Here is a 5183-nt window from a genome sequence, read left to right as displayed (position 1 = left end):
AAGACGGCACGGGGCGCAGCCCGAAAGCCCGGCGGCGCATCGCGCCGACACGCCCCGGCCGCTCAGGGCATCATGTAGAAAGACTTGCCTAACGCCTCAACGCAGCACAGGCGTTCATGCCGCCGCCCCGCGTTCCACTTCAACAGTGACGTGCGCCAGTTCGTGGATGTGGGTAAGCAGCGCCTTGTAATGTGCGGGTTCACGAGGTTCCCTCGCCATCAGCGAAACGATAGCCGCGAAATGGCCGGGGCCGACCTGCCACACGTGAAGATCCGTGACCTCGCTGCCCGTGGGCGCGATCGCTTCGCGGATTTCTTCCCGGACTTCCTCGCCTTCGGCTGCGGCATCAAGTAGCACGCTGCCTGTGTCCCGGATCAGACCCCACGACCATCGCGCGATCACCAGAGCGCCGACCACGCCCATGACTGGATCGGCCCACGTCCACCCATAGCTGCGTCCCAGCAGCAGCGCGACGATGGCGAGCACGGAAGTCAGGGCATCGGCCATCACATGCAGATATGCAGCGCGCAGGTTGTTGTCGCGGGCCTTGCCCGGTTCGTGGTGCGCGTCGTGATGGCTGTCGTCGTGGTCGTGGTCGTGATGGTCGTGACCGTGATGGTGGTGGCCATGATGGGAATGGTCGTCCTTCAACAGCCATGCGCAGACCAGATTGACGATCAATCCCACGATTGCCACGGCAATCGCCTGCTCGAAGTCGATATGGATGGGCTGAGTCAAACGTACCAGACTCTCCCAGCCGATCAGCAAGGCGATCAGCGCCAGCAGCACCGCGCTGGCGAAACCGGCGAGGTCGCCGAGCTTGCCGGTGCCAAAGGTGAAACGCGGATTGCCGACATGGCGGCGCGCGAAACGGTAGGCCAGTGCAGCGATCAGCATGGCACCGGCATGGGTGGACATATGCCAGCCATCGGCTACCAGCGCCATTGAGCCATAGACGGTGCCGGCGACGATTTCCACCACCATCATGCTGGCGGTCAGTACAATTACCAGCCACACCTTGCGCTCATTGCGTTGGTGGTCGCCGCCGAGGAAGACGTGATCGTGGCCCGGTGTGTGGGGGCTGTTCGTGGTCATCGGTAAATCCCTGTTGTTATGTGTTCTGCGAGGCTGCCGGAACGCAGCAGGCTTATTTCATGTAAGCGCGGATGACCTCGATCATTTCCTCGCCGCCCTGTTGCCGCTCCTTGTCGGTGGGAACGGCCAGGACGTGTTCGCGCAAATGGTCTTCCATCACCTCGGCGGTCAAGCCGCTGACCGCGCCACGCACGGATGCAATCTGGCGCAGCACTTCGACGCAGGCGGCTTCGGCCTCCAAGGCACGTTCGATGCCTTCCATTTGTCCTTTGATGCGGCGCACGCGAGCGATCAGCTTGTCTTTTTGTCGGGTGGTATGGGACATGAGAGAGCGTCCAATATAGTCTAGGGGGGTATATTACATGAGACTGCGCATTGTGTGTCCGTGCCGAGCGTTGAGACGCAACGGCGCAGATGTGTCTAAGCAGGAAAGTGGAGTGATTGGCTAAGACGGCAACGCGCGCAAGATGCGCGGCTGCTTCAACACCGCCGCCTGAGCCACCGCGAAGGCGGCGGTGTTCTGATTCGGCTGTTGGCCTTGAACGCCGGGCGCGGCCACCGCCGCGCCCGGATTTGCATTTCACCGCGCCCAGAACGGAACGGCCTGGGCGCGGTGCTGCTCGGGTTATTCCTTCGTCTCGATGAGCCACCACACGGCACGCGGCAAGGCGCGGCCCGTGATGGGGTGAATGTCGGTGAGGTCGGCACAGGCCGTCCAGCCCGAGGGCGGACGATAGCCGCGCACGTCGCCTTCGCCGTGCCAGTGGCGGGCGCGTACCGTGCCGGGGGCATAGGTCGCCGCCATGCGTGGGCGGCTGGTGGTGGTGCGGGTCATGGGCGGTTCTCCTTCCAGCGAAGCGCCCCGGTCGAGGCCGGAGCGTTTGCCTTCGGCGCGGGTCAAGCGGCCAGCGCCTCGGCGGGTTCATCCGCCATTGCTTCGGCATCCTCCGGGGCGTCCTGCTCCGGGCCTTCTTCCTGCGCGGCCTCCTGCGGGCCTGCGGCCTTGAAGATGGCGGGCATCCAGCCCGTACCATCGGCCAGCCGCTCGGCCTCGCTGGCAATGTCGGCCTTCTTCAACTTCGCCAGCCGGGAAACCTGCTCGGGCGCGTACTCGCCCACGGCATCCAGAATCACGGCCTTGGAAACGTGCTTGAAGTAGCCTTCTGCGGTCGGCTTCCACCATGCGGCCATATCGAGGCCCACGGCCTGCGCCAGTTCCTCACCGGGCTGGTGCGGCGTGGCGCGAGGTGTCACCACGTCCACGGTGGAAGCTACGCATACGGCCAGCAGCCGCACCAGTTCATCTTGCGGCTTCGCCAGCAGCACGGCGAACAGTTCGGCGCTGTCCTGCGGCAAGGCAACACCTGCCACCTGTTGCAGTTCGCGCAGCGCCACGGCGGCGGGCGATTCCGGCCAGTCCGGGGCCATGCCTTCCAGCCGGTCTTGCACGTTGAGGCGCACGCCGAGCGGCAGGCCGTCGCCGTAGGCGTCAGGCTGCAAAACCTCCTGCACCATGCCATGCACCAGCGCGGCCAGCGCCACTTGCGGATGCCTTGCCACTTCGATTTGCAGCGCCGCCGTGCGGTGGGCGCTCAACCGCTGCGCCAGCCGGTCGGACAGGCTCGCGGCCTTGGGCGCGTCGTCGTCGTCCTCGTGCCCGTCGTTGGCGGCTTCGCCTTCGGTGCTGCCGAAACCGCGCCGCAGCTTGTCGAGCGTGCGCAGCGCCTTGGCTTCGGCTTCGCGCAGCAGGCCGCGATGAATGACGGCCTCGCCGTTGCGGTCGATGGTGACGATGGCGCCGGCCACGTCGCGCACCTCGGGCGCATAGCCTTGCAAGGCGTCCTCCGCGTCTTGCAGTTCCCCGACCACCTGATCGCGCCGCTGTTCCAGCTTCTCGGCCTTGGCCTCGTCCTCGGCGTCGCAGGCTTCTTCCAGTTCGGCGTCGATCCTTTCGAGGCGGGTTTCCAGCGAGGCGATGCGGCGGGCCTCGCGGGTGGTCGGCTCGCGGCGGTGGCGCGGGGCGTTCTGGAACGCCTGCCGTTCCTCGTAGGCAAGATGCGGCACGGCCTCCACCCATGCCCAGCCCTCGGCGCGCACGTCCTCGGCCAGCGTTTCCAGCTTGTCGCGCACCAGCGTTTCCAGCACTCCGGTATCGGTGAGGTAGGTTCCGGCATCGCCTTCTGCGAACAGGTCGCGGCGGATGCCGCCGTTCGCTGCCCTGTAGGCGTCCAGTCCGGCGAAGCGCACCAGCGCGTGCGTGGCGTCGATTTCGCGCTCGGTCAGGCGCTCGCGCAGCTTGGACGGGCTGCGCTGCCATTCCGGCGCACCGTAGAACGCGGCTTCCTGTGCGGCGTGCTCGTCGGTGATGGTCAAGGCCATCAACTGTTCCAGCGTCACGCCACCGGCCCGGTAATCGGTCATCAGGCGCGGCGAGACGTTCGCCAGCTTCAAGCGGCGCTGCACCACCAGCGGGGACACGCCGAAGTCGGCGGCAATGTCCTCGATGGGCCGGCCTTCCTTGACCAGCGCGGCGAAGGCCGCGAACTGGTCGGCGGGGTGCATGTTCTCGCGCTGCACGTTCTCGGCGAGGCTGACGGTGCGGGCGGAAGCATCGGCCACCAGCAGGCACGGCACTTCGTAGTCGGCGGGGATGCGCTTCTTCTTCCCCAGCAGCTTCAAGGCGGTCAGGCGGCGGTCGCCTGCGACGACTTCGTATTGCTCACCATCGGCGGCAAGGATGACGATCAGGTTTTGCAGCAGGCCGATGCGGGCGATGCTCGCGGCCAGTTCGGGGATGGACTGGCGCGGGGTCGTCCGCACGTTGCGCTTGGAGCGGCGCGGCAACAACTGCGAGAGGGAAACCAAGATCAGGTTCTTGGTCGGGTCGGCCACTTCCAGCGGTGCGGCGGCTTCGATGGCGACGGCTTCGGTTTTGGGTACGGCGTTCATGGTGATTTCTCCTAGCGGTTTGGGATGCAGCAGCGAGAGAAGCGGCAAGGGCTGCTGCCTGCCCCTGCCGCGTGGGGATTCAGGCTTTCAACTGGCGCAGGCCGTCAGCCAGCAGCCACAGGGCGCGATTCAGGCGCACGCTTTGGTCGATGCCCTGCACGGGTCGGGTGGTCTGGCGGCGGCCATTCGCGGCGCGGGCGGACAGGCCGCCTTTGGTCAAGTTCTCCTGCGTGCGGTTGAACACGCTCCACAGGTCGCGGCGGTCGTCGTCGTGGCGGCGCGGCATCAGGATTTGCGATTCCGTGATGGGCGCGGGCTTGTCCTCGTCGTACTTCAATGCCAGCGCAGCGCGGGCGAACACTTCCGATTCCCCGGCATCCAGCGTGATAGCGCGCATGGCATCGCGCGATTCCTGCGCCCGGTCGAAGCCGTGCAGGACTTCGTAAGCGCCTTCGATGACGTGGGCGGCTACGTCGCCCTTGTGGGGCACGCGCACGTCCGCCACGGTGTCGCCGCAGACAAGGCCATTGCTGCAAACGAAGCGGAACATTCCGGCCAGCATCTGATAGCTGCTGGTGCCGTCATGGGAGTTCAGCAGGATGATTTCGTTGGCCTCGCGGCCGTTGATCTGGCTGGCATGGCGCAGCCGAATCATGTGCTTGGTGTAGTCGCGGCGGTCGTCGTGGCGCACGCGGGTTTGCGTCACCATGAAAGGCTCGAAGCCTTCCCCGCGCAGTTCTTGCAGCACGGTCGCGGTGGGGATGTAGCTGTACCGCTGCGAGCGGCTTTCGTGCGGGGCTTCCGCGAAGATGGACGGGGCTATGGCCCGGATTTGGTCATCCGACAAGGGACGTTCCGAACGCAGCACCGGGGAACGGGAAGCGAAGCGGGATGCGAGTTGCATGGCATTTCTCCTGACATAGAAAGAAGGGTCTGCTGTTCACCGCACACCGGATTCCAAGATTCGGAGCCCAGCCTTTCGGCTGTTTGGTGCGGTCGGCACGAGGAACCCGGTTGGCCCTGTTGCCACCGTCTTTCCTGAGTTCATCGCCCGCGACGGTCAGGAGCGCGCGGACGGGGGCTGTCAAGGAAACAAGCGCAGGGGGTGGTGCGGCCCGCAGGCGCAGCCGAGGACACGG

The 5183-nt window shown here is 65.9% G+C and carries 5 protein-coding genes; all 5 read right to left on the bottom strand.

Features of this window, described 5'->3' with window-relative positions; translation table 11 throughout:
• Positions 1-114: 114 nt before the first annotated feature.
• The 5 genes from dmeF to HMPREF3014_RS13070 all read right to left on the bottom strand — a co-directional run bounded on the left by dmeF (position 115) and on the right by HMPREF3014_RS13070 (position 4948).
• Positions 115-1095 carry a CDF family Co(II)/Ni(II) efflux transporter DmeF gene (dmeF, locus tag HMPREF3014_RS13090; protein ID WP_034017114.1) on the bottom strand — a complete coding sequence of 327 codons (981 nt, stop codon included), beginning with the start codon at positions 1093-1095 and terminating at the stop codon, positions 115-117.
• Positions 1096-1147: 52 nt separating this feature from the next.
• On the bottom strand, positions 1148-1420 hold the full coding sequence (locus HMPREF3014_RS13085; protein ID WP_034017112.1) for a metal/formaldehyde-sensitive transcriptional repressor: 273 nt from the start codon (positions 1418-1420) through the stop codon (positions 1148-1150).
• 300 nt (positions 1421-1720) lie between these two features.
• Positions 1721-1930 (bottom strand): hypothetical protein, encoded by a 210-nt coding sequence (locus HMPREF3014_RS13080; RefSeq protein WP_034017111.1) that lies wholly within the window; start codon positions 1928-1930, stop codon positions 1721-1723.
• Positions 1931-1992: 62 nt separating this feature from the next.
• Positions 1993-4044: a ParB N-terminal domain-containing protein gene (locus HMPREF3014_RS13075; RefSeq protein WP_034017110.1), complete on the bottom strand. Its 2052-nt coding sequence runs from the start codon at positions 4042-4044 to the stop codon at positions 1993-1995.
• A 79-nt stretch (positions 4045-4123) separates the two neighbouring features.
• On the bottom strand, positions 4124-4948 hold the full coding sequence (locus tag HMPREF3014_RS13070) for a DUF932 domain-containing protein (RefSeq protein ID WP_034017109.1): 825 nt from the start codon (positions 4946-4948) through the stop codon (positions 4124-4126).
• Positions 4949-5183: the final 235 nt, after the last annotated feature.

This window comes from Pseudomonas sp. HMSC065H01, from assembly GCF_001815235.1.
Taxonomy (GTDB): Bacteria; Pseudomonadota; Gammaproteobacteria; order Pseudomonadales; family Pseudomonadaceae; genus Pseudomonas; species Pseudomonas aeruginosa.
The sequence above is the reverse complement of the archived record's forward strand: the minus strand, read 5'-3'. Positions and strand labels throughout refer to the sequence as shown.